The 24,808-nt window shown below is 59.9% G+C and carries 15 protein-coding genes; 14 read left to right on the top strand and 1 reads right to left on the bottom strand.

All coding sequences use genetic code 11. From position 1 onward, the window contains the following. Positions 1 to 184 precede the first annotated feature (184 nt). Positions 185 to 1,126: a class I SAM-dependent methyltransferase gene (locus EHO51_RS07205; RefSeq protein WP_124738319.1), complete on the bottom strand. Its 942-nt coding sequence runs from the start codon at positions 1,124 to 1,126 to the stop codon at positions 185 to 187. Between the two features lie 515 nt (positions 1,127 to 1,641). Here EHO51_RS07205 and EHO51_RS07200 point away from each other — a divergent pair. The 14 genes from EHO51_RS07200 (at position 1,642) to EHO51_RS07130 (ending at position 24,791) form a co-directional block, all read left to right on the top strand. Next, the gene (locus EHO51_RS07200; RefSeq protein ID WP_124738318.1) at positions 1,642 to 2,514 is read left to right on the top strand and encodes an FkbM family methyltransferase; all 873 of its coding nucleotides are present in this window, start codon (positions 1,642 to 1,644) and stop codon (positions 2,512 to 2,514) included. Between the two features lie 1,596 nt (positions 2,515 to 4,110). Further along, complete coding sequence (locus EHO51_RS07190; RefSeq protein WP_124738317.1) at positions 4,111 to 4,926, top strand: hypothetical protein; 816 nt, start codon at positions 4,111 to 4,113, stop codon at positions 4,924 to 4,926. 150 nt (positions 4,927 to 5,076) lie between these two features. Next, the gene (locus EHO51_RS07185; RefSeq protein WP_124738316.1) at positions 5,077 to 12,531 is read left to right on the top strand and encodes a type I polyketide synthase; all 7,455 of its coding nucleotides are present in this window, start codon (positions 5,077 to 5,079) and stop codon (positions 12,529 to 12,531) included. Positions 12,532 to 12,582: 51 nt separating this feature from the next. Next, positions 12,583 to 13,791: a 3-oxoacyl-[acyl-carrier-protein] synthase III C-terminal domain-containing protein gene (locus EHO51_RS07180; protein WP_018408219.1), complete on the top strand. Its 1,209-nt coding sequence runs from the start codon at positions 12,583 to 12,585 to the stop codon at positions 13,789 to 13,791. After that, positions 13,788 to 15,668, top strand: coding sequence for a 4'-phosphopantetheinyl transferase superfamily protein (locus EHO51_RS07175; RefSeq protein WP_124738315.1), 1,881 nt, complete (start codon positions 13,788 to 13,790; stop codon positions 15,666 to 15,668). Before EHO51_RS07180 ends, EHO51_RS07175 begins: the two co-directional genes overlap by 4 nt. A gap of 37 nt (positions 15,669 to 15,705) precedes the next feature. After that, entirely contained in the window at positions 15,706 to 16,509 is an 804-nt protein-coding gene (locus tag EHO51_RS07170; RefSeq protein ID WP_164479363.1) for an FkbM family methyltransferase, read from the top strand. A gap of 64 nt (positions 16,510 to 16,573) precedes the next feature. After that, entirely contained in the window at positions 16,574 to 17,788 is a 1,215-nt protein-coding gene (locus EHO51_RS07165) for a glycosyltransferase (protein WP_124738313.1), read from the top strand. 187 nt (positions 17,789 to 17,975) lie between these two features. Next, positions 17,976 to 18,500 carry a hypothetical protein gene (locus EHO51_RS07160; RefSeq protein WP_124738312.1) on the top strand — a complete coding sequence of 175 codons (525 nt, stop codon included), beginning with the start codon at positions 17,976 to 17,978 and terminating at the stop codon, positions 18,498 to 18,500. A gap of 146 nt (positions 18,501 to 18,646) precedes the next feature. Continuing rightward, positions 18,647 to 19,855 (top strand): ABC transporter permease, encoded by a 1,209-nt coding sequence (locus EHO51_RS07155; protein ID WP_124738311.1) that lies wholly within the window; start codon positions 18,647 to 18,649, stop codon positions 19,853 to 19,855. Continuing rightward, positions 19,852 to 20,586 (top strand): ABC transporter ATP-binding protein, encoded by a 735-nt coding sequence (locus EHO51_RS07150; RefSeq protein WP_124738310.1) that lies wholly within the window; start codon positions 19,852 to 19,854, stop codon positions 20,584 to 20,586. Before EHO51_RS07155 ends, EHO51_RS07150 begins: the two co-directional genes overlap by 4 nt. After that, positions 20,586 to 21,704 carry an HlyD family secretion protein gene (locus EHO51_RS07145; protein WP_018408226.1) on the top strand — a complete coding sequence of 373 codons (1,119 nt, stop codon included), beginning with the start codon at positions 20,586 to 20,588 and terminating at the stop codon, positions 21,702 to 21,704. The genes EHO51_RS07150 and EHO51_RS07145 overlap by 1 nt, the downstream gene beginning before the upstream one ends. Before the next feature lie 103 nt (positions 21,705 to 21,807). Further along, positions 21,808 to 22,530, top strand: a complete 723-nt coding sequence (locus EHO51_RS07140; RefSeq protein WP_029651504.1) for a class I SAM-dependent methyltransferase — start codon at positions 21,808 to 21,810, stop codon at positions 22,528 to 22,530. Between the two features lie 132 nt (positions 22,531 to 22,662). Next, on the top strand, positions 22,663 to 23,799 hold the full coding sequence (locus tag EHO51_RS07135; RefSeq protein ID WP_164479362.1) for an NAD(P)/FAD-dependent oxidoreductase: 1,137 nt from the start codon (positions 22,663 to 22,665) through the stop codon (positions 23,797 to 23,799). A gap of 338 nt (positions 23,800 to 24,137) precedes the next feature. Then, entirely contained in the window at positions 24,138 to 24,791 is a 654-nt protein-coding gene (locus EHO51_RS07130) for a hypothetical protein (RefSeq protein ID WP_124738308.1), read from the top strand. The last annotated feature ends 17 nt before the right edge of the window (positions 24,792 to 24,808 follow it).

The following is a 24,808-nucleotide window of genomic DNA, read 5'->3' as shown; positions in this document are numbered from 1 at the left end:
GGCCAACTGCGCGAGCGCCAATGTGAAATTCGGCACTGTAAGCGCGACGCGGCGTGCGATTGAGATAGGGTTCATCGCGCGCACCTGCGCGCTCCAACACTTCCTCTACTACGAAGCGCGCCTGGTCGGCTTCATCGCGCGCCGTAACGAGGCGCGGGCGCTCGGCCGATTCTCATTAGGACAATCAGCAGGGGCGCCGCGCAACCAGTAGCAATCCGGAACCTTCGTCATCGGTCGACGGAACGCCACGGATCCAGTGCGCAACGGCGCCGCTGGCTAGCCCCACTGCAGCAGAAGCATGCCAGGACCACGCTTCACTGTAATGATGGCTGGCGCTTTTGAAAGGCGTACAATGTTCTATCCAATAGATCAGGGCGTCGTGTTTACCCCAGGGAACGTTCTCTATGCTGTCGATGACGACGTTGACGTCTTTCGCCAGGTGGATCAGCGCAGACTTCGTCCACCACGTTAGATGGTGGGGTGGCGCGTTCATTAAGAAATTTGGTATGCGGGTCATTGCGGAAGGGACATGCGGCACGCCGACCATAATTAGCCCCCCCGGTTTGACTGCCTGCACCATCTCAGCGAAGAGGTTGACGGGCGCCTTGACATGCTCAAGGACCTGAAAGGCGCACACGGCGTCATAAGCTCCCGTGTGGTTTACGAGGTGCTGAGCCAGCGTCTCGCTGCACACCGAGCCGTCCGCGTCGCCCTCGGCGACATGCGGGTCAAGCCCAGTGTAAGTCGCCTGTGGCACGCACGTTCGGAAGTTCGCAAGTCCGCACCCGATATCGAGCACGCGCGCGCCGGGCTTGACGTGTCGGGCGGCCATCACAAACTCCGGGCGGGCGGTTTGTTTAGAATAGAGACCTAAAGCGCGAAGTCTTGAATAGAAAGCCGCGTAAAATGCGTCGTCGCCTTCAACAGGTGGGTCAAAGAAATAGAGACCTGTGGGCGACTCCCACAAGCCAAATCGATCGACCCCGTCGAAGCTCGGCCGGGGATCCGTCTTGAACTCAATTCGCCATAAGCGAGTGAGGAGAAGTGCTGGCACCCACTGAATATGGCGGACTGCGGGAAGGCCGGTGATCGGGCAAGCCGGAACGCGTCCCTGATCCAAGGTCATTGAGGTCTGCCTCCAATTTCGTGCTTGCTACCGGTTGGCGATTTTGTGGCCGGCATTGAGGCGCATGCAAGCAAAATCAGCATGGACGCTCGGATCAAGTGTCAGAGTCATGACCGTGGAACGCGAGGCGAGCCGTTGAGCGACTACGGCCACCGCAGCGGAGATCGGCTCTTGTCGGGGATGCAAGACCCTAAATCTCGCCATCACAGCAGGCAGAGAACTGTATGAGAAAATTTGGATTCGCCAATCGTCGGCGCAGCTCTTTGCTTTGCATGTTCCCCGGGCTTCGTCGCGTTGCGCGCGCTATGCGGATTCGAGAATCTTTCGCAGCAAAGACATGAAGCGACTCGACCGCCGGGAATTTACGTGAGTCGTCGCGTGGCCGGCTGAGCAACCTCAATCGGCTCCCCGTCCACGCTCATTGCAGGAGCGGCCGGTCATAGACTAACATCCTCTAGCCCCGACCACGGGCAGTCTCGCGATGGGCTAAGTAGCGTGCGCAAAAGGACAACCCCATGACGAATGCGGTCATTCATGCGTCGGTGCCGATGAAGCAATTCCGCTGCCCAAATGGACTGCGTGTTTGGAATGCTCCGAAGTCTCGCCATGATACGCACTTTCTCTTCAAGGAGATTTTCGAACGGCATTGTTACGAGCAGCATGGAATTTCGGTCAATAACGGCGATGTTGTTCTCGATATAGGCGCAAATGTCGGGATGTTTGCGCTTTCACTGATGGAGCGCTTTCGTGATCTCAAGATCGTATGCGCGGAGCCGGTGCCCAACACATATGCCTGCCTCGAACGGAACCTGAGTGGATCACCACGTTGGAGTTTGCACGACATAACGCTTCTTGATTGCGCGATTGGATCAACGAACGCAGACGCGACGATCGCGTTTTTTCCGCAAATGCCAAGTAACTCGACACTGCATTTGCAAGAAAAGCGACGCCACTGGGAGAGATTTTCCGCGGAAGTAACCTCGTCTGAGCTCTCGAACCTGCATCGCGCTTTTGCGTTTCTTCCTCGCCGCGTGTTTGCTCTAATCGTGAAGCCGATGCTCAAAGACGCGCAGACTATAAAGTGCAAGCTACAGACCTTGAGCGACACAATTCGTCAACAGGCGCTAGGAAGCGTTGATCTGTTGAAGATCGACATCGAAGGCGCCGAGATCGAAGCTCTGAATGGTTTGGAAGAACAACACTGGCCTCTAATCCGGCAACTTGTGCTCGAGGTAGAACCTTCAAACAAGCGCGTATTGTCGTCACTTGTCGCGAAACTCGGGGACTTGGGATTCAGCAAAGTGACGGTCGAGAGTTTCGCGGGCGGAACGGTCGACATCGAAGACTCAAAGCCTTGCACCGTCTACGCTTTGCGCATGACAGGATAGCAGTAGGCAAAAGCGGCGCATTCGCTTTATTGAAGGAGGCTGACGAAAATGCAGATCTCCGATTCATGAATTCGCCTTCGATAAATCAGGAAACCGCTTGCGTTATGAAATTGCGCGCCGCTTGGGCGAGGGAAGGATCGAAAAGCGCCGACCTTTTTTGACTGGTCGAGCGAGAGTTTGATCGCCCTGACGTCGACCTCTCGAAAGATTGGCTCGGCGCGCGCACTTACCGGACGGTACGGCGCGCCACTTTGCCAAAGACAAACTAGGCGGCGCGCCATGCTTAAATGCCTGTCGGCCTCGCCGATAAAGCGCGTGGTATTTGAGCCGACTGGTTCTTGCCACCGCGCCCTCCAACGCACTCAATACGAAAGGTCTGCCGGTCGCCAAGGTCACGACGGGCGCGTCGCTTCGTCGAGGCCATTGAGAGACTAGTCAAAACCGATCATGTTGATGCCGCCACTCTCGCATGCATGGGCGAGCTTCTCGATTTGCCGGAGCCAATGCCAGCCAAAATCATCTTCTCCGTCACGCTCGCGGGAAGAGCGGGCGGTGGAACCCGTGTCCCGAAATGAAGGGGCGACAACAAGAACTCAGCCAAGACCGCAATCACCCGATGGCTTTCAATCTGCCAATTTCTTTAGGCAATCACCGGCAGCCTCGGCGGTCGTCTTTGCGGTTAAAGGGCTTAATCTGCCAGAGCTTACCTTGCTTAGGGTGATTGCTGTTACGACCGCCTCGTTGTCAGCTCCTCGACGCATTTTCCCGACTGCTGCCGCATAGATAGCTTTAGAGTCAGGTGAAAGACCCGCTGCACATGCGTCCGCCTTTTTTCTGTCGGCGTAAGCTGGCGAAGCGAGAAGGGCGGCAACTATCCCGACTTTTAGCGCCCTCATGTGTATCTCCTTCGTCGACTTGTGGTGCTTGCTATATCGGAAAATCTCGACATCGAGTTAAGCTCACATTCGGCTGCGCTAGGCGGTCGAGCCAGCGCGAAAGGCGCGGCAGCGAATGCGGCATGCGTCGCGCTCTGATGTACGAGGAGCGTGCACAGCTTCTGCGTCGAGGTCGTGCCGCAGTTGAGCGGTGTGCAGACGATGGCGTCGCCCGTGCGTCGCATGAGGCCGTTCCAGCGCGCGCTATCATAGACGATTCTGGAGTAGGTGTGATGCGCTCCGGCGCGCTCATCTGAGATCCCCCCGCGTGGCGAAGACATCGGAGAAAACTTCTCCGATCAACAAGCAAAAAATGTTCCTGGCGTCATTGCGATTGGGAGTCAGCCAGAGAGATGGTCGACGGCAGTTGCGCCATCTCTTTAAACACGCTTCAGGAATGGATCGTCTTCCGATTGGATCACGGCGCAATTTTCGCTTTTTCAAAAATTTCTAAATCAAGGAAGTCGCTGACAACTCGAAATAAATTTACGCATTTGCTCGGTGTGTGACGCAAAAATTCAGGAAAAAATGTGCGCCCGATGCAACGAATTTCGGAATGAAGCGTTGACAGATCAGCGATTGCTGCAGTGCATCTAGCTATTAGGCGCAATGCTCATAATTTGGCCAGGGCGCGGTGGCGATTTCTTTTGGAGGGACATTGATGGAAGCCATCAATGCAGTCACGCTCAATACATGCTTTGAATCGGATAAATCCATTCGTGGACGCCGTTCGGAAGAGGTCGGCGTAATTGTCTTAAACCGGCAATTCGTGGCCGCCGAAGATCAATCTCTCGATCACGAAGTGAATGTGTTGCGCGCTAAAGCGCGTTCGGCGCTGCAACTGGCGCAGCGTGAGCGGGATTTAGTCAAGGCGACGAGAGACCGCATCCAGGAAGCCGTCGAACGCGCCAACAATTTTTCTGCTGCGATCCAGAGAAGGCTTTCCAGATTCGCCAATCTTGACAAGCGGATCGCTGAAGAGTGCGCGGCATCGATACTTCGTTCGACAGGACAAGAGGCGGGCCGCGCGCTCGAGCTGTCGCCGAAAACGAAGAGGCTCGCTGAAAGGATTTTCTCTCTTAAAAATCAATCAGCCTCGTTTCGACGCGCTTCAGATTGCCTTCGTCAAGAACTCGCGAACGCCGAAAGCAGTCTGAAGTTAGCCGAGGGCGAAGTTATAAAGGCGGCTGTCGCTGTCGCCGCTGCTGAAATGGAGCCGATCGCGGCTGAACTGGCGCGCGTTGAAAGTCGGGCGGCGACGCTTCGGCGTCTTCTTCTGGGATACGGCGCTCTCCGCCATGACGGTGGATTTCTGCCGATGAGCAGCGCGACCGCGCAGCTTCTCAGGGCGCCGCCGAAGAATGCGATGGTGGGCGGAAGCGTGCATTGCTTCGAGGCCACCGCGCAATGGGCATCCTATTTGCAACAGCTCAGTATCGATAGCGAAGCGACGCTCGATGCGAAAGTGCGTTGTTGAGTGTGTTGCAGCACAGATTTTTTCATGCGCAGGCGCGATACAGCGCAAGCGAACAAGCTGACGAAGTGAACATTAAAGCGCAAATAAGCATAGCTGAAATAAGCTTTTAGCCGTGTTTTTTGGACACAAGCTCAACTCGAGGAGATATAGATGGAAACGGTGATTGCGATCACTCCGAGCCATTGCCTCGACCCGCAAATCGCCATTGCCGCCTGCAAGGCGGGCGAGACTGGCGTCCTCGATTTGGGTTGGCGTGCAGACGCCTCCGTCATCACTGACGCGATAAACGCTCTGCGAAAGTCGGTGGGCGTCCGCGGAACATGGGGTGTCAGATGGGACGCCGCCGCAGGTCCTTACCGGGATCTGAACGAACTTTCGCAGCTCACGCAAGGCAAAGTTCCGCTTCTTATTTTTGCGGGCGTTAAGGCGCGAGAGGCGACCGGTCTACTAAAATCTACGAAAGAGTTCGCACAACGAGTCCTGCTCGAAGTCCATGATCTCGACTCTGCGCTGCTCGCAGAGGCGGAAGGCTTCGACGGGTTAATCGTGAAAGGCCACGAGGCCGGGGGATGGATTGGCTCCGCCACCTCATTCATCCTGCTGCAGGAATTGAGCGGGAAGGTCCAGATTCCTTACTGGATACAAGGCGGCGTCAACATGCGCAGCGCCGCGGCAGCCGTTCTTTCGGGCGCGCGCGGTGTCGTTCTCGCCGAGCAGCTTTGGTTGACGGAAGAGGGGCCGAGCGCGTCCGCAGAGCAAAAAAAGCTCTGGAGCCAATTCGACGGCAGCGAAACGATCGTCGCCGGGCGAGGCGCTGATCTGTTTCGTCTTTCCGCTCGACACGGTCGAGGCAAGCTCCGCGAGCTGGAAGTCGGCGTCGCCAAGGGCGACGACCTGCGGGATCTCTTGCGACGACTGTTGGTGGAAGACGCGCTCACTCCGCTCGCACAGGACATCGCCTTCGCCGCCTCGCTCGGGCGTCGCTACGGCACAACAGGACGCGTGATCACCGCGCTGCGCGACGCAATAGCGCCCGCGATCGGCGAGGCCCGTGCGCAAAATTTGCTGCGACCCGACTCGGCGCTCGCCAAACTGCACGGCGCCCGTTTTCCAATTGTGCAGGGTCCGATGACGCGCGTCAGCGACGTCGCGCCCTTTGCCGACGCGGTGTCTCGGGCGGGAGGCTTGCCGTTTCTGGCGCTCGCCGTGATGCGCGGTGTGGAAGTGCGTTCGCTGCTGACGAAGACCAAAGAGCTGATGGGCGCGCGGCCCTGGGGCGTCGGCATCTTGGGCTTCATGCCGCTCGACTTGAGACAGGAGCAGATGGAGGCCATCCGCGACGTCAAGCCGCCCTTCGCGATTGTCGCCGGGGGCAGGCCGAGCCAGGCCAAGGAACTCGAAGCGCTGGGCATTTCCGCCTATCTGCATGTGCCGTCGCCTGGTCTGCTGCATGGCTTCATCAAGGAAGGCGCGCGCAAATTCATTTTCGAGGGAAGCGAGTGCGGCGGGCACACCGGACCGCGCACAAGTTTCGTGCTGTGGGAGTCGGCCATCGAGACGCTTCTCAGCGCGAAGATTGATGATCCCGAGACGGTGCAGATCCTCTTCGCCGGCGGCATTCATAACGGGCTTTCCGCCGCGATTGTTTCGGTGTTGGCGGCGCCGCTGGCCGCGAAGGGGATGAAAGTCGGCGTGCTGATGGGCACCGCCTATCTCTTCACCGAAGAAGCGGTGCGAACCGGCGCCATCGTCAACGAATTTCAGGATCAAGCCATCGATTGCCGTGAGACTGCGCTGCTGCAGTCGGGAGTCGGCTCATTCACACGCTGCGCCAACACCAGCTTTTGCGATGAGTTCGATAAGACGCGGCGCGACCTGATTTTGCAGGGCAAGTCGGAAGAAGAAATTCTCATGGCGCTCGAGCTGCTCAACATCGGGCGGCTGCGCATCGCCTCAAAGGGCGTCGCACGCAACGAGAATCCTGCGGCCGAGGATAACAACGAGAAATACGTCAGCCTCGACGCCGAGGCGCAGCGCCGTGAAGGCATGTATATGATGGGCGAAGTCGCGCGCTTGCGCGACTCGCGGTTGAGCATGGCCGAACTGCACCAGGCCGTCTCCTCCGGCTCCCAGGCGGCGCTGGCCCGCGGCGACAACCGTAAGAGTTCGCCGAAGCGAGAACCGCGCGAAGAAATCGCCGTCGTCGGCATGGCCTGTCTGTTGCCGGGCGCGAACGACGTGCGCAGCTACTGGCGCAACATCATGCTGGCCGTCGATTCAGTTCGCGAGGTAACTGAGGATCGCTGGCGCGCGTCCGACTTCTACGACTCAAAACGCGGCGTAAAGGACAAGGTCTATTCGAAGTGGGGCGGCTTCCTCGACGACGTCGCTTTTGACCCGACGCGTTACGGCATTCCGCCCGCCAGTCTGCGCTCCATCGAACCCGTGCAGCTCCTCGCGCTGCTGGTGTCGAGCATGGCGCTGGAAGACGCCGGCCTGGATCGCCGGCCGTTCCCGCGTGAGCGCACCGCGACAATTTTTGCCTCTGGCGGCATGAATGATCTCGGAACGATCTACATCTTCCGGACGTTGCTCGCGCATTATCTGCCAAAAGCCGAAGGCGTCTCCGAGGAAGCGCGCAAGCAGATCCTGGAGTCGCTCTATCAGGATGAGTTGCCGAAGTGGACGGAAGACTCCTTTCCGGGATTCCTCGGCAATGTCGTCGCCGGGCGCGTCGCCAATCGACTCGATCTGCGCGGCGCGAATTTCACCGTCGACGCCGCCTGCGCGTCCTCGCTCGCCGCGCTCGACGTCGGCATCAGACAGTTGCGCAGCGGCGACGCCGACATTTCACTTGTCGGCGCGGTGGACGGCACCAACGGTCCCGTCAGCTTCATGTCCTTCGCGCAGACCCACGCGCTGTCGCCGCGCGGTCGCTGTCGCCCCTTCGATGACAGCGCGGACGGCATCGCCATTGGCGAAGGCGTCTGCGCCGTTGTGTTGAAGCGGCTCGCCGACGCCGAACGCGATGGCGACAGGATCTATTCCGTCATCAAGGGCATTGGCAGCTCAAGCGACGGCCACAATCGCAGCCTCACGGCGCCGCATCCCGAAGGGCAGGTTCTGGCGCTCGAACGCGCCTATGCCGACGCCGGCGTCGATCCATCGAGCGTGACGCTGATCGAGGCGCATGGCACCGGCACGTCGGTCGGCGACAAATCCGAGATCGGCGCGCTGAACATGGTCTTCGGTTCCGCATCGGGAACGCCGCAGCGCTGCGCCGTCGGCTCGGTGAAGTCGATGATCGGCCACACGAAAGTCGCGGCGGGACTCGCGGCGCTCATCAAGGCGAGCCTCGCGCTCAAGCACCGCGTGCTGCCGCCGACCATCGGCGTCGAAAAACCGGTGTCAGGCGTCGATTTCGCCAAATCGCCTTTCTACATCAATACCGAAATTCGCCCCTGGCTGGGCGCCGGCGACAGCGCGCCGCGCCGTTGCGGCGTCAGCGCCTTCGGGTTTGGCGGCACCAACTTTCATACCGTGCTCGAAGAATATCGCGGCGACTTCCGGGCGTCAGACGCGCAGGATCTGAACCCGCGCGCGGCCGAAATCTTCGCCTTCAGCCGTTCGAGCGTCGAGGCGGTCGAAGACGCGGCGCGGACTCTGCTGCAAGGCGTCGAGCAGACGCAGGAGCTCGATCTCGCGCAGCTTGCATACTCGGCGTCCCTGGACGACGCCAGGCTGCGGCCGAAGAACGGCGGTCAGATCGTGCAGCTCGCCATCGTGGCGAACTCGGTCGCCGACCTGAAGGGCAAGCTGGAATTCTTCCTGCGCAGCCATCAAGGGAAGGCGACGCTCAGCGCGCCGAGCGGGATCTACTATCGGAACCTGCAACATCGCGCCGACAGCGGCGCCGTCTGCTTCCTGTTCCCGGGCCAGGGATCGCAGCAGATCAACATGCTTCGCGATCTCGTCCTCGCGCGTCCGTCCGCTTACGCCTTGTTCGAAAAGGCCGACGCGATGCTCAAGGGCGCGCTGCCGAAGCCGCTGTCGCAATATGTCTATCCCGTGCCTGTCTTCGGCAAGGAGGAGCGGGAGCGCCAGCAGGCCGCATTGAACGACACGCGCGTCGCGCAGCCGGCGCTCGGATTGGCGGGCCTCGCGGCCTATGACGCGCTGTCGGCCTTCGGCGTGAAGCCCAACTTCGTCGCCGGCCACAGCTACGGTGAATATGTAGCGCTCTGCGTCGCCGGGGTTCTGTCGCGCGAGGATCTTATCCGCATCTCCGATGCGCGCGGCCGTATCTCCAAGGAGATATCCGTCGCGCAACCGGCGACGATGGCTGCGGTTAACGCCAACGAGGCATGGACGCTAGAGGCGATCGCGCGTCTCGAACTGGCGGTAAGCGTCGCGAATTTGAACGCGCCTGACCAGACGATCATCGCAGGGCCAATCGCCGCAATCGACGCTGCGGTGAAGGCGCTCAGCGGGGAGGACGTGCGCGTCAAGCGGCTGCCAGTGACGGCGGCGTTCCACTGTAACGCGATGGCGGGGGCGCAAGCGGCGCTCGCCGCGGAGCTCGGCTCGGTGACGTTCCGAGCGCCGACGACCAAAGTGTTCAGCAACACGACGGGCGACCGCTATCCCGAGGAGCCTTCTGAAATCCGCGCGCTGTTGGCGCGCCACATCGTCGAGCCCTTGCGCTTCGTCGATGAGATCGAGCGCCTCTACGCGGCCGGGGCAAGAGTCTTCATCGAGGCGGGTCCCGGGCAGGTGCTGAGCGGGCTCGTCGGCCGCATTCTCGGCGACCGGCCGCACACGACGCTGTCAATCGACGCGCCGGAGCGTTCGGGCTGGCTGCAGCTCGCGCAGCTGCTCGCGCGGGCGTTTGCGCTCGGCCTTCCGGTCGATCTCGCGCCATGGTTTGCGCGCCGCGGACTTGCGGAAATGAGCCTCGCGCAAGTCTTCGAACAGGCGCGCGCCAAAGCCAATCCAGGGCCTATGGCTTGGCGAGTGAATGGCGGGCGCGCCGAGCCCTGGCGCGGCGAAGCAAAGCCGCCAAAGCGCGCCGCCGGCGCCGCCGCGCAGGCGCCTGTGAAAGCGCCCGCGGCGCCCCTCCAAACCAGACCCCATGGGAACGCAGCACCCCATCCACCATCGGCGCCATTATTCGGCGTCGAACGCGAGAGGAGCAGAGCCTTGTCTACTCACGTACCATCGCCAGCGCTTGGCGCGGTCAGCGCGTTAGGCGCTGAATCGCGGTTCGCCCAAGTGCAGAACAGTTTGGCGCAACTCATCGATCTACAGCGCGAACAGCAGGACGTATTGCGTCGTTTCTTCGAGTTCCAAGGACAGCTGCTCGGCGCCAACGGCAATGGCGCCGCTGAACGAACCGGGTTTGGCGCAGAGCCGATCCCGTTTCTGCTCGCCGAACAGCCGACGGCGGCTCCGACGATGGCCGGCGTCTTCGTTCCGCCGGCCCCTGTGCTGCCGAAGCTTGCAGCCACGCAGAACGGCAAGGCTCCGCAACCGGCGCCGCGCCCCGCGAGCGCGCCGGTCGCCGCCGCGCCGCTCGCCGCGAAACCGGCGGCGAATGGCGTTGGCGCTGCAAAGACGACGGACCAGAAGGGCCCAAAGCAGCTTGCATCGACCGAGGCGTTCAAGGCCGATCTGTTGCAGGCGGTCGTCGAGCGCACCGGCTACACCGAGGACATGCTCGATCTCGACGCGCATATGGAGGCGGATCTCGGCATCGACTCCATCAAGCGGATCGAAATCTTGAGCAAGCTCAAGGACGATCACTCCTTCATGGAGAACCAGGACGAAGAAAAGGTCTTCGAGGAACTGTCGGGCCTCAAGACCCTGAATGGGATCGTCGATTGGTACGATCAATTTCGGAAGTCGCAGGCCGAGCCGGGAGGCTCCGATTCAATAAAAAAAGCTCAGACTCCGCTGTCGCTCTCCTTGCCTGAGACAGCGGAGTCTGACGCCCCGAAGGCAAATCCCGCGGACGTGCAGCGCTATGCGGTCACCCCGGTGGCCGCGCCGCGGGACGCTTCAAGGCAAGTTAAGGACTTCCCGGCCGACCGCCTGATCCTCGTGGTCGGCGGCGCGGGGGAGTTGAGCGTCGCTTTCAGCGACGCTCTGAGGGCTAAGGGCCATAAGGTCTGGCGGGTTTCGCCCGGCGGCGAGACTCGCCTCGTCGATAATGAGCGCATCGAAGCCAATTTGTCTTCGCTTGACGCGGTGACCGCGCTTCGCGAGATGCTCGCCGACGAGGGCGCCAAGGTAGGCGCGATTTTCAATTTGTCCGGCTTGCAGTCGATCGGCGGCGTCGCGCATGACGCCCGTCTGGACCACGCGAGGCAATTGTTTATGCTCCTCAAGGCCTTCGAAAAGGATTTGAGGGAAAGCGGCAAGAGCGGCGGCGGCGTCCTTTTCAATCTGACCGATTTCGATGGACAATTTGGTCTTCGCCGGGCGCGCCCGTTCGCCGCGGCTCCCGCGGGCACGCTCGGCGTCGCCAAATCGGCGGCGCGGGAGTGGCCGGAGCTGCGAGTCAAATGTATCGACGTCGATCCGGAGATGGGTCTGGAGCGGCTGGTCAATGAAGTCCTGCTGGAGTGTTGCGGCGGCGATCCGACGATCGAAGTAGGCTTCACCCGGAGCGAACGGTTCAAGCTCGATCTAGCCGAGCAGAGCGTTCCCACCGCAGATCTGTCGGGACTTCGGCTGGAGAAGGATGGCGTGCTGCTCGTCACCGGCGGCGCTTACGGGATCACCGCGGACATCACGCGCGCGATGGCTGAAAAATTCCGCTCCCGGCTCATCCTCGTCGGACGCAGCGCAATGCCTGGCGAAGAGCCCGACGCGACACGAGGATTGAATGATCGCGCCGAGTTGCGGCAGTTCCTCATCGGCGAAGCGCGGGCGCGCAACGCCAAGATCAAACCCGCGGAAATCGAAAGTGCGATCAAACGCATCCTCAAAGACCGTCAGATCCGCGACAACATCGCGGCGATGCGTTTGGCCGGGGCGCAGGTCGAGTATCACGCGCTCGACATACGCGACGGCGACGCCTTCGGGCGTCTGATAGATTCGATCTACGATCGCTATGGCCGCATTGACGGCGTGCTGCATGGCGCCGGCGTCATCGACGACAGGATGATGAGAGAGAAGTCGCCCGAGTCCTTCGACATGGTGTTCGAGACGAAGGTGATCCCGGCCATGGTTCTATCCGAGAAACTGCGGCCGGAAACTCTCAAATTCCTGGTGTTCTTCTCCTCGATCGCGGGTCGTTTCGGCAACGCCGGCCAGAGCGACTACAGCGCGGCGAACGAGGTCGTCAACAAGCTGGCCGATGGCCTAAGCCACAAATGGCCGCATGTTCACGCCGTCGCGATCAATTGGGGACCGTGGGACGGCGGCATGGTGAACGACGATCTGCGCAAGCTCTACGCCTCCAAGCAGATCTATCCGATCGCCGTCGATCAAGGAATGCGGCGCTGCCTTGAAGAGCTCGAGCGCGGGAACACCGGCGCGCCAGAAATCGTCGTCGCCGCCAGTCTCGAACAGATCGCCCGACAGGGCATGCGGCAACAATAGCAGGCGTTCGCCAATTACCGACGCCGAAGTCGACAGATCGAGGAGTAGGCGATGTCGTTTTGCCTGACTAACTTTGTTCCCGTCCGCATGATCGAGCCTGTGCCGCAGGCTTTGACTCTCGAACTTTCAGCCTATGGATTCGCCAAGTCCTATTGCCGCAGTCACGGGATCACCGATGCGGAGAGCTTTGGAACGATCATTCACGAAACGCGGCAAAAGTTTGAAAAGTTCGCGCTGTCTCCCTCAGTGATCAAGCGGCGCCAATTGGTGTTCTTTCCGCGTCTCAGCGACATCAGCTTCAGCAATGGCGAGTTCACGGTCGCAGAGCCCGAACACGAGTATATGCAGCTCTTCGACAACTATGAGAACCTCCAGGCGAAGGACATCAAGACGCGCCATTCGAGCTATGCGAAAGTCGCCGACGGCTGCCTCAAGGAGATGTATGGCGACGCCGAGGAGGCGCCGGACGATCTCATCCATGTGACCTGTTCCGGCTATCTGGCGCCCAGTCCCGTGGAGCGGATGGTGGCCGGCAAGGAATGGTTCAACACCACCGTCACGCATAGTTACCACATGGGCTGCTACGGCGCGTTTCCGGCGATCAAGATGGCGCACGGCTTTCTCTCGTCGTCGCAATTTGCCATGACCAAGCCCAAGGATCGCGTCGACATCGTGCACACTGAGGTGCTCTCCGTTCACCGCGGCATCGAAGAGCTCAAGGCCGAGAACATCATCACGATGACGCTGTTTGCCGACGGCTTCATAAAATATTCGATGGTGACGGAAGATTACCTGCGGGAACGAGGGCTTCGCGGCTTGAGGATCCTCGCCTTCAACGAGCATCTGCTGCCGAACTCGGCCGACGACATGACCTGGGTGCCTGGCTCAACGCGCTTCCACATGACGCTCTCCGTCATGGTGCCCGTCGTCATCAAGCAATCGGTTCGCCCATTCGTCGAGCAGTTGCTGCAACGCGTCGGCGTCGATTTCGAGCATGACAAGCACAGGCTGATTTTCGCCATTCATCCTGGCGGCCCGAAGATCGTCGAACATATTCAGGAGGCGCTCGGGCTTGAGCCCGATCAGGTGGCGATCAGCAATTCGGTGTTTACCGAGAACGGCAACATGTCCTCGGCGACTGTCCCCCACATCTTGAAGGAAATTTTGGAGGAGCCCTCGATTCCTGCGGGGGTCCGCATCGTCTCTCTCGCCTTTGGACCGGGTTTGACGATCACCGGCTTGGTGGCGGAAAAGATATGAGCTTCGAGCGCGCTAAGAGAGTCAACGGCGGAGACGCTCCATCCTGGCCAGCGACGGGCGAGGGCGGAGCGCCTCTCATCGCGCGCATGTTCGAGGTTCAAGACGCGAAGGAGCTGGCGCTCGCCGTCGAGCAGCCGGAAGAAGAGGCTCATCTTTCCGAGCGGCCCAGCCCGATGGCAAGAGCGGGCGCGGGAAGCTCTGATCAGATCCAAGAGGCGGATACAAGCGAACCGCGCATGCCGTTCATCGGTTCCGTGCTCGATTACGTGCCCGGCGAGCGCATCACGATCGAGCGCAAACTCAGCGTCGACGAAGATCTCTACCTCGCCGATCACGCTTTCGTTCATGCGCCTGGCATAAAGCCGACGTCGGCCTGTCTGCCGGTCGTGCCGATGACGATGAGCCTCGAAATCATGGCCGAGGCGGCGGCGTGTCTCGCGCCGGGCTGCGGTCTGATCGGATTTGAAGACGTACGCTCGGTGACCTGGATCGATCTCGCTGACGTTGACGAAGTCGCGCTAAACATTGTGACGCAGATCGTTCGTCACGATGCGGAGCGCGGAGCCTTCAGCATCTCCGCCGCCATTTACGTCGAAGGTAAAAGCTCTCCCGCGATCACTGCGACTGTTCTTCTCGGAGATCGCTACTTGGTCGAATTGTCGCCGACCTTTAGCGATTTGAGCAACGCGCGTGCTCACTCGCTCACAGCCGATGAAATCTATGCCGAGCGGCATATGTTTCACGGACCGAGCTTTCAATGTCTCGTTGGAGAGTTCGTTCTCGGAGACGAAGGAATCGTCGGCGAGCTTTGTGTGCGGTCTCCCGAAAAGCTTTTTGGATCGACGCGTTCTCCGCAACTTCTGACGGACCCCTGCTTACTCGACGCGGTGGGTCAGATCGTCGGCCTTTGGGCGATGGAGCAAGAGCGCTACGTTTTTCCAATCGGTCTCTCGAAGCTTGAAATATATCGGCCGACGCCGCCGGTCGGAACGCGCGCGCCTGTTCGCGTTGAGATCTTGCAGTCGGAAGGCAAGACGCTCGTCGCCGACGTCGAGGTGCAGGATGGCGAAGGCGGCGTTTGGATGCGAATCTCAGGCTGGCGGACATGGAAGTTTCGCTGGGAAAAGCGCCTGGTGGATTTCCGTCGTCAGCCCGACAGACACTTGTTAGCGACGCCAGCGCCCGCGCCGCGTTTCGATGGCGCCATTTCATTGATGCTTTCTAGCGCCGAGCTGAAGCAATTCGATCCTGCCTTGCTCGCGCGCTATTGTATGAGCGCCGACGAAATGCTGACCTACAAAGAACTGGAACGCTTTCCCAAGCGCCAGCGGCAGTGGCTCTATGGCCGCGTCACGGCCAAGGACGCAGTCCGCCTGTGGGTGGCGAAGCGACAGCAAGCGGAGATGTTGCATCCGGCGGCGTTCGCCGTCTCTTCGGATGAACGCGGACGACCGTTCGTCAAGCCCGCGCCGAGCTGGGGATCCGCGCCGTCGGTGAGCATTTCTCATTGCGAAGAACGAGCGATAGCGGTCGCTCACGAACATGACATCGGCGTCGATATAGAGCGTATCGCCACTCGCGACGTCGGCGTTGTCGAAGCCTTCGCCTCAGCGAAGGAACGCGAGATGATCGGTAGTTTTCCCGTCCAAGAACGCGACGCTTGGTTGACCCGGCTGTGGTGCGCGAAGGAGGCGGTCGGCAAGCTCTTGGGCGTCGGTCTTGAGGGGAAACCGCTCGCGATGGAGGCTGCCGAAATGACCGGTGACGGACAGATCGTCCTTTCGCACAAGGACAGGAACGCGCGCGCGCGCGTCTCGACTATCGAAAATGACGGATTCATTATCGCCTACGCAGACTTGGAGCAGTCAGTCGCGTAATCGGAAACCATTTGGCGGCATTCGCCGAGGAGGGATCATGCTGCAGACGATGCTTCCCAATGAACAGCGGGTGTACTGTGTGAATCCCTTGGAGGCCCCGATCATTTTTGGACAGATTGCGCCCTACTTCAAACATGGGATCGAAATTGAGGAGGGAGACACCATCGTCGACGTCGGCGCGAACATCGGACTCTTTACCTTGACCGCGTGCGATTGGGGCAAACGGGCCGTAAAAATTCTCGCCTTTGAGCCGATTCCAGACCTGTTCAAGTGCCTCACGGCCAACGCCAAGAAGTACAAGCTCGATAGCCTCGTCACCTCGCCCTACGCCCTCTCACGAGAGCGCGGCGCGATCGAATTCACTCACTATCGGCTGCTGACCTCCATGTCGACAGCCTATCCCTATGATTCGAACGCAGCGTCGGTTCGACTTGGCTTTCGAGACATACTGCCTCAGTTCCCGCCATTTCTGCGATGGATACAGCGACTGCCGCCCAAGCCCCAGGAAATTGCGCTGCGCATTCTTCTTAAAGTTTTGCTACGCGGCCGACGCGTTTCGTGTCAGGCGTTGTCGCTTTCAGACGCAATTCGCGACCATGAACTCACACGCATCGATCTCGTGAAGATCGATGCTGAAATGGCCGAACTCGACATCCTGCAAGGCGTCACAGCCGACGACTGGGGAAAGATCAAGAAGATCGTCGTCGAAGTGCACGACGTTGAAGGCCGATTGAACAAGGTGCGGAGCCTGCTTCAGGCCGCCGGCTTCCGGCGCATCGACGATGAGCAGGATCCGCATATGAGGGAGTTTCGCGTGCACACCGTTTACGCGACCAAGTGAGGAGAATGGTGGCGTCGATTTCCGCTCAGGCCTGGTTGGCTGATGCTAATCCGAGGAGCAGAATATGCTTTACCCGCTGATTATCGCTTTCCTGGGGCTGCAGCTGCTCGTGGTGCTCGCGCCGATGCTACGCTTCGCAAAGTGTTTCCGCCGGTCGCCGTCCTTGCAAACAGACCAGCCTAGAGCAGCTGTCATCTTGCCGTGTAAGGGGATAGATGGCGCTCTGGTCGAAACCGTTCGGCGGTTGTTGCGCCAAGACTACAATAACTACGGGCTGCTGTTTGTGACCGAGAGCGAGGAAGATCCGGCGCATAAGTTGATTAAAGGCCTGATCGAGGGCGCTTCGCCTCCGGCGCGACTGATCACTGCTGGCCCCGCCGCGGCCTGCGGACAAAAGGTTCATAATCTCACCACCGCGGTCGACGCTCTCGATGAGTTCTTTCCCGACATTGAGATCATCGCCTTTTGTGATTCTGACGCACAGCCGCAAACGGATTGGCTGACCAATCTGGTCGCGGGGCTCGCGGACCCCGAAGTGGGCGTCGCCACCGGCTATCGCTGGTATCTCCCGGCCGGCGGCGGCCTCGGGTCTCTGCTGTTGAGCGCCTGGAACGCGCAATCGCTGTTCTTGTTTGGCGATGAGTCGAGCTTCGCCTGGGGAGGGACTATGGCGATGCGCCGCGTTGATTTCGAAAACTTGGAAATCCGGCAACGCTGGCGGGGAGGGGTGAGCGACGACGGCAGCGTGACGACCGCGGTCCGTTCGCATGGGCGGCGCATTCAATTCGTGCCCAGCTGTCTGGTCGCCTCGCGGGGCGACGCGAGCTTGAGTGACGTTCTGGAATTCACGAACCGCCAGATCATCCTGACGCGAGTTTATATGCCACGCGCATGGCGCGAGATCGCGGCGCTGACATTGTATTTCTGCGCTCTTTTTGTGCTTGTCGCGTCGCTGCTCTACAGAGCCTTCGCCCAACAAGTTCTGCCCGATGGCGTCGTCAGTCTGCTGCTGCCGGGCATGGCGTTTGCAATGGTCTTACAGTGCTGGCTGCAGACCACCTTTGCGATGCGCATTCTGCCGCAGCATCGCGACGAGTTGAGACGGCTTCGATGGGCCTATCTTGGAGTAATGCCTCTCGTGGCGCCTCTGGCGCTCTGGAACGTGATCGTATCGTGCTTCTCTCGACGCATCGTTTGGCGCGGGATCGGTTATGAGCTGCTCGGCCCTAATCAGACCGTCATCTGGAAACGCGATCTTCCCGATCCGCGCGCGATTTAGGGCGACTGCGTTGTGTCAAAGGAATCATGATGTCCGGCCTGCAGAGCAAGCGTACTGATGTTTTCGTCCTCCGGAGCGTTGTGTGGTGGCGTCATCCGATGAGACGATGCGCGTTTAGCGGAAATTCGCTGGAATCGAGGGAACGGTTTTGGACGAATGTTGTTACTCCTCTAGCGGAGGGACTGCGATGTATTTCCTTCCTGATCAAGATCTAAAAATCGAATGGGTTCGCAAGGACGAAAGTTGTCCGCACGAGGGCCATTCCTGGTACGGAAGTCGATACTGCTACTTCGAGATCGATCGTAGCGAGTGCGACTCGGCGATAGACGTTTGCCCTGTCTACGTTCTCTATTCAATGACCGGCGAAACGCTGATCAACGAGCTTGCACGGCGCAAGGCGTCTGAACTGAGAGTGGCGCCGGCAACCGACGCCGTCAGTGAAATCGAGCGCTTGACGAGCGGCGAAGTCAGACATCGCTCGGACGAGATGCAGTTTATCGGACGCTTCATCATGCGCTCGATCGAGGACGCCTGGGACGATCGTACGAATGACCAAGCTATGTCGACATGGACAAGATTGGCGTCAATGGCGCCATCGTGGAGATTCGGCTTCAGGCGAAGAAAGATCCAAGTCAATCGTGACGCCATACGGCTGACGAAGGACGCCGCTGAAGTCTTAGAGACCAGAGAATCGGCGAGCCGGCTGCGGTAGGTTCAGGCGTGATTGAGGCGCTAGGACGCAGTCCGTCGGCTGCGCCATCAGATGTTGTGAGCGGAGAGAATATGTCGCCTGGCGCTGTGCGCAGTCACCGGCAAGGTGAGCTTGAAGAGCTAGAATAGCTGCGGGAGCCTTTCGAAATGTCGCTAGGAAAAGAGATTGGCCTCGCCACGAGACAATTTGGCGGACGCAGCGGCGTTGCATGGACGCGTCCGAGTCTTACGCTTCTCATCGCTTGGCGAAACCTCGTCCACGATCGAGTCCGTTTCGCCGTGACGCTCGTCGGAATTGCCTTCTCGACAATCCTCGTCGGCATTCAGTTGGGCATGCTCCTCAATTTTCTCCACACGACGTCGACCGTCGTGGACCATGCCGGCGCGGATCTTTGGGTCGCCGCGCATGGCGTTCCCAGCGTCGATCTTGCAACGCCTATCGACGGCAGACGCAGATTCCAGTCGCTGGCGGTGGAAGGCGTCGCCGTCGCCGAGCCTTATCTTCTGCATTTCGGCTTTTGGAAGCGCGCCGACGGGATACGGCAGATTGTCATCCTCATTGGCGTCGAACCGGGCGCCGAGATGGGGTTGCCGCTGACTTTGCCAGCCGGGCAAAGCTTCCGAGAGGCGCTATCCAGCCCCGACGGGATTATCATCGATCGACTCTACGCCGAAAAGCTTGGTGTTACCGGCCTCAATCAACTCGTTGAAATTAATGATCGCCGGGCGCGGGTCGTCGGCTTTACGGACGGGATAAGAACATTCACGCAATCGCCCTATGTCTTCACCTCGCTACGTAACGCGCGATCGCTGCTGGGTCGAACAGACAATCTCATCACTTACGTGTTGATCCGGCTCTCCCCCGGTCAGGATCCGGCTACGGTGATCGAGAGACTGTCCGCCCGAATGCCAGACGTCGACGTAATGACCTCGCGCGAATTTGCGGCCAATAGCCAGAAATACTGGCTTCTGACCACGGGCGCGGGCATTTCAATCATCTGCTCTTCGCTGCTTGCGCTTTTTGTTGGCGTGGTGATCGTCGCACAAACGCTCTACGCTAGCACCATGGATCGTCTTCCCGAATACGCGGTCATTCGTGCTATGGGCGGGCCGCGATGGTATCTCTACAAGATCGTCATTGAACAGGCGGTGATCGGCGGTCTGATCGGAAGCGTCGTCGGGATCGGCGCCGTGGCGGTGCTTGTATATCTCGGCCGGAACATGAGTTCGCCGCCGCTTTTCCCAGCTTGGCTTGCTGTTGGCATCGGCGCCGTCACCGTGCTGATGTGCGTCGGCGCCTCGCTGGTGTCGATCAGCAAGATCACATCAATTGATCCAGTGAAGGTGTTCAGATGAAACACGCCGTCATCAGCGCCTCTGGCGTCAGTCATTCCTTCGACACCGGACCGACGCCGGTCACCGTGCTGCGGGACATCGACGTTGAGGTTTACGCCGGCGAGTTGCTGATGCTTGTGGGACCGTCGGGCAGCGGTAAGACGACGCTGCTCCATATTCTGGGTCGGCTGCTCAGCCCTTCGAGCGGAGTCGTGACGCTTTATGGAAAAAGCACGCAGGCGCTCGGCGAAGAGGAGCTCGCAGCGCTGCGGCTGAAATATTTTGGTTTCATTTTTCAAGCCTACAATCTGTTCCCCGTGCTGACCGCCACGGAAAACGTGATGGTGATGCTCGATCTTCTCGGAGTGTCGCGGGAGATTGCTCGGGAGCGCGCGCGCGAGCTCCTGAAATCGGTGGGCTTAGGTCAGCGGCTCGATTCCTTTCCCTCTCAGTTGAGTAGCGGCCAGAGACAGCGCGTCGCGATCGCGCGCGCTCTGGCCGGCGATCCCAAGATCGTGATGGCCGACGAACCGACTGCCGCGCTGGACGCAGAAAGCGGACTTCGCGCCATTGAGCTTTTGCAGATGCTTGCGCATCAGCAGGAGCGAGCGGTGGTCATCGTCACCCATGATCCGCGCATCCTTCAATTCGGGGATCGGGTGATACATCTCGAAGATGGACAAATCGCCGAGCGTTTGGCGACGCCGCGCGGTCCATCTCCATCTCCCCTACACGCAATGGGAGCCTTGTGATGAAAATGTCGTCACGCGTCGTCGCAATTCTGACTTTCCTCGGCCTGGCCGCGCTGGGCCTCTTTCTCTTTCAGTCGATCGAGAGCACGCAGTCAACCGCTCGCGCCACAACGTCGCTCGCTAGTCTTGCGCAGCATGTCGCCGCCGCGCCGGGAATGGTGGAGCCTGAAGGCGAGGAGCGAGAAATCTCCGCGCAAGCGACAGGCGTCATCCGCGAGATGCGGGTCGAGGAGAACGATGAAGTGGCGGCCGGTCAGATCATCGCGGCGCTCGATAATACCGAGCAGGTTGCTCGACTGGAGTCCGCGCGCGCCGCGCTTGCGCTGCGGCAGGCCGAACTTGAGCGCCTCACCAATGGCGCGCGCGCCGAGGAGCGCCGAGAGGCGAAGGATGCTCTGATGGAGGCAGACGCGGCGCTCGACTTGGCGCGACGCGAACATGAGCGACGTCTGCCGCTCACTAAGAGCGGCGTTTCGCCCCAAGCGGCGCTTGATCAGGCCACGTCCCACTGGAACGTCAACAAGGCGCGGCGCGCCGCGATCGCGGAAAGGCTCGCGATGCTCGAGGCTCCGCCGCGCGCTGAAGATCTCGCGGCGGCGCGCGCGCGGGTGCGGCTCGCGGAGGCGGATGTGGCTCTGTCGGAAGCGCTTTTGGAAAAGACGCTGGTGCGGTCGCCGATCGCGGGTACGATCCTGCGTCGCTCTCGCGTCGCCGGCGAAGCCGTGACGCATGTGCCGCCGACGCCGATCGCCATCGTCGGCAATGTTCGCGGTCTGCGGGTGCGCGCGGACGTCGATGAGACCGACGTCGGTAAAATCGTCGCCGGGCAGCGCGTCGAGGTCACTGCGGACGCCTTCCCAAATCAGAAATTCGGCGGAAGAGTTTTCCGCGTATCGTCCAGAATGGGCTCCAAGATGGTTCAGACCGGTCGGCCGACCGATCGCGTCGACGCCAAGGCGCTGCAGGTGCTTATAGATCTCGACCCCGGCGTGAAATTGCCCGTCGGGCTGCGCGTTGACGCTTATTTTTTGGTCCACCCGCTCTCGGCGCAGACAGGTTGGCTCCAACCAATGAAGGCGCAAAAATCCGCGGGACGATTCGCCATAGCGCGCGACTGACGGAGCGCGAGGAAGTCGCGCGAATTGATTGGCTAATTCTAGATGACGTCCAGGCGGGCGCCGGAATTATCCTAACAGGGGCTATCAGAAGGAGAGCGCCAAAATGGCTAAGCTCGCTCGCGCAGTATATCCTGAACTTTTGGATTCTCTTCCATGCGACGATCCCCGAGCCATGCAGTCGCGCCGCGACCTGCAGCGCGTCAACAGCTGGATGTTGCAGACCAAGATTATGGCGACGATGCTTTCCCGCCATTTCGACAGGACGCCGAAAACCATTCTCGATCTCGGCTCCGGCGACGGGGCGTTGATGCTCGGCGTCGCAAATCGCCTGGCGCCGAAGTGGCAAGGCGTGACGGTGCGCCTGCTCGACCAACAGGACATTCTATCGGACGAGACGCGCCAAGCCTTTGAAGCGATCGGATGGCGGGTGGAGAGCGTCGTCGCAGACGTCTTCGATTACCTTTCGCATGACGCCGCGACGACGGACATCATCTCAGCAAATCTGTTTCTGCATCATTTTGAAAACCCAGACCTCGCCCGCTTGCTTGAATTGGCGGCGGCGCGCACGACGCTGTTCGTCGCATGCGAACCCCGTCGCGATCATTTTTCGCTCATGGCGAGCAGCCTGGTCTGGGTCATCGGCTGCAACGACATCACGCAATGGGATGCGAAGACGAGTGTGCGCGCCGGCTTCAACAACCGTGATCTATCGAAGCTGTGGCCAAATCAGAACGACTGGGTTCTCGACGAGAGCCCCGCAAGGCCATTCACGCACTGCTTCGCGGCGCGGCAGTCGAATTCCGCCTCAGGCGCCACGCCTTCGTAAGCCGTCTCTCTCGCGAGCGGCTGGCCTGGGCCATTCGACGCAACAATCGCTTTAACAGACGGGAGGAGCCCCCAAAGGACTAACCAGTCACTCCGGAAGTGCTTCGCGAAGAGGTGGATGAGGAGTCGTATCGTGACGGAAGCAAGCGTGATCATCGGCGGCGGCGTCGCGGGAGCTACGGCGGCCCTTGCTTTATCCCGCGCGGGTCGGCGCGTCGACCTCTATGAGCGCTCGTCGTCGGCGAATCATAAGATTTGCGGCGAGTTCATGAGCCGTGAAGTCAGCGCGAATTTGCGATCTCTTGGCGTAGACACGGTGGATCTGGGCGCTCGACCGATCAACCGTGTCCGATTGGTTCGGGGGAACCGCAGCGTGGACCAACCGCTGCCATTTCCGGCTCTAGCGCTATCAAGAAAAGTCCTCGACGAGGCTCTGCTCGAGCATGCAACGTCTTGCGGCGTGAACGTCATTCGCGGCAAGGCGGCGCGGTTCATCGTGCAATCGGAAGACGGCGGCTTCGAAGTGTCCTTCGGATCCGGAGACAGCGCGCCTGCTCGCGCGATTTTTCTTGCGAGTGGCAAGCACGATTTGCGTGGCGTCAAACGCGCTTCGCCTGGGCGCCAAAGCGATTATCTCGCTTTGAAAATGTATTACCGATTCAACAGGAAAAAAACTGAGCATCTGCGATCGGTGGTCGAGCTCATTCTCCTGAAGGAATGCTATCTCGGGCTAATGCTCGTCGAAGACGATTGCGTCAATTTCTGTCCTGTGCTCAGCCAAGACCGCTTCATGAAGGCGGGAGGAACCTGGCAAGGCGTTCTGCAGCAATTCAGCAGCGAGTCGGACTACGTAGCGGCTTACTTGGAGGGCGCCGAGCCTTTGCTGGATCGCCCGCTTGCGATCAGCCGCGTGCCTTATGGCTTTGTGCATAATCCCTCCCCCGAGGACCCGCCGGGACTATGGCGGCTTGGCGATCAGATTGCGGTGATCCCTTCTTTCACCGGCGACGGCATGGGCATGGCGAGCTGCAGCGCAGTTCTGGCGGCCAACATGTTTCTCGAAGGCGGGACCTCGCATGAGTTTCATCGCCGCTTCAGTAGTATCGTCAGAAAACAAATGCGCGTTTCAAAGCCCTTAAACAGCATGTTCTTCAGACATTCGGTTGGCCAGAACGCTCTTATATGGCTCGCCTCGCAGTTTCCGAGCGGCGTGCGCGCGATGGCGCGCGCGACGCGCGTTCCCGAACAGGCGATGCCGCGTATCGACTGAGTCCTGACCGGGCCATGTTTATGGCCGCTAACGCCCTATCTCCAAATCAGCCGATCAGACTCGCCGCGCATCATGCGTTTGAAGGTGGGCCATTAACGGCGTTTACAGATCAAGTATCAACTTGTACAAATAAACGTATGAGCCAAGAAGCCAGATGCGATGGTCTCTGGCTAGGCGCGTCATATCAACAACGGAACTCTCGAACGTTACGGCGGTCTGCCCCAGCGAGATGAATGTGAGATGGCCCAACGATAACGTTTTAGGCGCGGGGCTTGACTGAGCCAACTTTTTCCTGGTCTCCCTAGAATCGACAGCTTCTTTCAGCGAGGAGATCGATAATGATACTCTCGAGCCGGATTATCGATCAGGGAACCCAGCTGAACTCGAGCCGCTCGATACAACAGACGCGGTTCATGCTTCTTCTGCTGTCTGGTTTGACCTTCTCTGGCGTGCAGGACGCCCAGGCTCAATCCCTCAAACGCGATCTGCGGGGCTTTTCGCTCGGCATGTCCAAGGATGAAGCGGCGAGACTCGCGCGATCGCAATGCAACAATTTCGGAAAGGTCTCGTTTCATGGCGGCATGCGCGCCGAGGAGTTCTTCGCATCGTCATCTGAATATGGGAAACAGTTCTCCTGCAGATTTGAAGACGGCTCCATCGTCAACTATGCGCTCACCCCGCGGACCGGCAAGGTCTACAGGCTGAACGGCGTGTTCCTTTCACAGATGACCTGTCCGGAGCTTCTCGATTTCATCATCGAGGAATTCAAAGTGAGCGAGAAATATTCGAAATACCATCCAAAGCCCAAAGCTGAGCGCGACTGCCAGGGATGGTCCTGGCAATCCGGTCCGAGCTACGATTTAAAAGTTTGGCTCAACGAGCCCGACGCCACGCGATTCAACGTGAGTTTGATGGATAGCGAAGTTGTCCGGCAGAACGAGGCCTCGGCCGAGGATCCCGAAAAACAGTCGGGTGTCAAACCTCGCTTGTAGGTTCAGGGGTTGCTCGT

Source organism: Methylocystis rosea (genome assembly GCF_003855495.1).
Taxonomy (GTDB): domain Bacteria; phylum Pseudomonadota; class Alphaproteobacteria; order Rhizobiales; family Beijerinckiaceae; genus Methylocystis; species Methylocystis rosea_A.
The sequence above is the reverse complement of the archived record's forward strand: the minus strand, read 5'-3'. Positions and strand labels throughout refer to the sequence as shown.

What these genes read in the sequence shown, in the direction of transcription:
- EHO51_RS07170 (WP_164479363.1), top strand. Translation starts at nt 15,706, where the DNA reads ATGCTGCAGACGATGCTTCCCAATGAACAGCGGGTGTACTGTGTGAAT.
- EHO51_RS07190 (WP_124738317.1), top strand. Translation starts at nt 4,111, where the DNA reads ATGGAAGCCATCAATGCAGTCACGCTCAATACATGCTTTGAATCGGAT.
- EHO51_RS07155 (WP_124738311.1), top strand. Translation starts at nt 18,647, where the DNA reads ATGTCGCTAGGAAAAGAGATTGGCCTCGCCACGAGACAATTTGGCGGA.
- EHO51_RS07140 (WP_029651504.1), top strand. Translation starts at nt 21,808, where the DNA reads ATGGCTAAGCTCGCTCGCGCAGTATATCCTGAACTTTTGGATTCTCTT.
- EHO51_RS07150 (WP_124738310.1), top strand. Translation starts at nt 19,852, where the DNA reads ATGAAACACGCCGTCATCAGCGCCTCTGGCGTCAGTCATTCCTTCGAC.
- EHO51_RS07180 (WP_018408219.1), top strand. Translation starts at nt 12,583, where the DNA reads ATGTCGTTTTGCCTGACTAACTTTGTTCCCGTCCGCATGATCGAGCCT.
- EHO51_RS07205 (WP_124738319.1), bottom strand. Translation starts at nt 1,126, where the DNA reads ATGACCTTGGATCAGGGACGCGTTCCGGCTTGCCCGATCACCGGCCTT.
- EHO51_RS07185 (WP_124738316.1), top strand. Translation starts at nt 5,077, where the DNA reads ATGGAAACGGTGATTGCGATCACTCCGAGCCATTGCCTCGACCCGCAA.
- EHO51_RS07165 (WP_124738313.1), top strand. Translation starts at nt 16,574, where the DNA reads ATGCTTTACCCGCTGATTATCGCTTTCCTGGGGCTGCAGCTGCTCGTG.
- EHO51_RS07145 (WP_018408226.1), top strand. Translation starts at nt 20,586, where the DNA reads ATGAAAATGTCGTCACGCGTCGTCGCAATTCTGACTTTCCTCGGCCTG.
- EHO51_RS07175 (WP_124738315.1), top strand. Translation starts at nt 13,788, where the DNA reads ATGAGCTTCGAGCGCGCTAAGAGAGTCAACGGCGGAGACGCTCCATCC.
- EHO51_RS07200 (WP_124738318.1), top strand. Translation starts at nt 1,642, where the DNA reads ATGACGAATGCGGTCATTCATGCGTCGGTGCCGATGAAGCAATTCCGC.
- EHO51_RS07160 (WP_124738312.1), top strand. Translation starts at nt 17,976, where the DNA reads ATGTATTTCCTTCCTGATCAAGATCTAAAAATCGAATGGGTTCGCAAG.
- EHO51_RS07130 (WP_124738308.1), top strand. Translation starts at nt 24,138, where the DNA reads ATGATACTCTCGAGCCGGATTATCGATCAGGGAACCCAGCTGAACTCG.